Source organism: Spirillospora sp. NPDC049652, assembly GCF_040675125.1.
Classification (GTDB): domain Bacteria; phylum Actinomycetota; class Actinomycetes; order Streptosporangiales; family Streptosporangiaceae; genus Spirillospora.
Map to the genome: position 1 here is coordinate 1 of NZ_JBFAOF010001117.1, position 2,107 is coordinate 2,107.

Consider the following 2,107-nt stretch of genomic DNA (forward strand, 5'->3'; position numbering starts at 1 on the left):
ATCCCGCTTCCGCCGGGCGGACGCCACGCCAGGCGCGCGGGGACGCGCCGCAGACAGACAGAACGACCATGACGACATCGCCGCCCCGAGCGGCGGCCAGGACCGAAGGACTATGACCAAGACATCGACCACCGCTCCGTCCGTCTCGCGGCTGACGGCGCTCTGGACCCTCATCGGGCTCATCCTCCTGACCGTGAACCTGCGTGCCGCGATCACCGGCGTCGCGCCCGTGCTCAGCGACCTGCAGAAGTCGCTGGGACTGAGCGGCGTCGAGGTCAGCGTCCTGACCACGCTGCCCGTCCTGTGCCTCGGCGTGTTCGCGTCCGTCGCGCCGGTGGTGGCGCGGCGCGTCGGGGCCGAGGCCGCGATCACGGTGGCGCTCGCACTGATCACGAGCGGGATCGTGCTGCGGGTCGTCCCGTCGCAGATCGCGCTGTTCGGGGGCACGGTGCTCGCGGGGGCGGGCATCGCGATGGGCAACGTGCTGATGCCCGCGGTGATCAAGAGCGCGTTCCCGAGCCGGGTGGGGTCGCTGACCGGCCTCATGATGATGCTGATGGCGGGCAGCGGCGCGATCGCCGCCGGCCTGGCCGTCCCGCTCGACGGCGTGGGCGGATGGCGGCTGGCGCTCGCCGTGTGGGCCGTCCCGTCCCTGGTCGCCGTTCTGGCGTGGGGACCGCTGGCGCTCCGCACGCGCCGTGCCCGACACGCTGCGACCGAGATGCCCGCCGCCGGACGGCTCGCTGGTCACGAAGGCGATGCGGCCGGACGTTCCAACGCGGACGCGCGCGTTGCCGAGGTTGAGGACGGGCCCGCCGGTCTGCGTCCTGCTGCCCGCGAGTCGGCTGACGTCTGCGTTGCCGGGGTCGGAAAGCCCGCTGGGGAGAGCGACGCGGAGGGCTCGCTGCTGCGGTCGCCGCTCGCGTGGTCGGTCGCGGGGTTCATGGGGCTGGCTTCGCTGATGTTCTACGTCCTGATGTCGTGGCTGCCGCAGATCATGCGGGACCACGGGTTCGCCGCGGGTGAGGCCGGTGCGATGGTCTCGGTGATGATGCTGATCGGCATCCCGCTGGGGTTCGCGACGCCGGTCGCCGCCGCGCGGATGCGCCGCCAGGGCGCGCTCGTGGTCGCGGTCGCCGCGACCATGGTGCTGGGCATCGGAGGCCTGCTCGTCGCGCCGTCCGCCGGATGGCTGTGGGTGGTCTTCCTCGGCCTCGGCACGGGCAGCGCCTTCCCGCTGGCGTTCACCCTGCTCAACCTGCGTGCTCCGAGCCCGATGATCGCCGCCCGGCTCTCGGGCATGGCCCAGACCGCCGGCTACCTCCTCGCGGGCGTGGGACCGCTGGCGGTCGGCCTGCTGCACGACCTGACCGGCGGCTGGACGGTCTCGGTGGGACTGCTGTTCGTCCTGATCGTCCCGGAGGTGATCCTCGGCCTGGTGGCCTCTCGGCCCGGCTTCGTCCGTCCGAGCACGAGCACGGCCGAGTCGGAGCTGGAGTATCTGATCGAGTCGGAGGTCCCGCTTCCCGTCCGCGAACCGGCCCGAAGCCGCTGATCCGGATGTAACGGGGCACGTCGGCACGCTCGACCAACCAACTGCCCCACCCTGTGAGATACAGCCCAGCGCGTCCCCTGCGATGACCCCGCAGGGGACGCGCTGCCAATCTCCAACCCAAATGTCGCCCGCTGACCGCTCACCTGCCCAACGCTGAGGATGCTCAGCGCTGGTATGCGGAAGGGACAAATCCGCGCGGGCCTGCCGAGGACGGACTTTCGAAGGCCGGGTGAGGCGGTGAGACGCGCGCCGCGACCGCTGAGCCAGCGCAGGTATGCATGGGACTCCCGGGGGGCTCGCCGTGGATGGGCTGACGAGGGCCGGGTGGAGTGGCAAGGACGATGCGCGCCGCGACCGCCGACCCAGCGCGGAGGCGGTCTAACCCCGCTCTGCAAATCTGCGGGCGTCCAACACGCACCGGACGGGGCCGCCGGGGCCGGCGCTGTGTCCGGCTTCCTCCGCCCCCATCGGCTAGAGCCGGTCTCGAAGCGACCTCAGCCACGCGCGCGAACGCGTTACCTGCACGGTGGAGCGAAGCCGAAGGCGAGCGCA

At 72.1% G+C, this 2,107-nt stretch carries 1 protein-coding gene; it reads left to right on the forward strand.

The window, feature by feature from the left end; all coding sequences use genetic code 11:
- The first annotated feature begins 112 nt into the window (after positions 1-112).
- Entirely contained in the window at positions 113-1,555 is a 1,443-nt protein-coding gene (locus tag AB0J52_RS37585; protein WP_500187734.1) for a CynX/NimT family MFS transporter, read from the forward strand.
- Positions 1,556-2,107 lie beyond the last annotated feature (552 nt).

Coding starts and splice junctions, on each gene's coding strand:
- AB0J52_RS37585 (WP_500187734.1), top strand. CDS start 113: ATGACCAAGACATCGACCACCGCTCCGTCCGTCTCGCGGCTGACGGCG.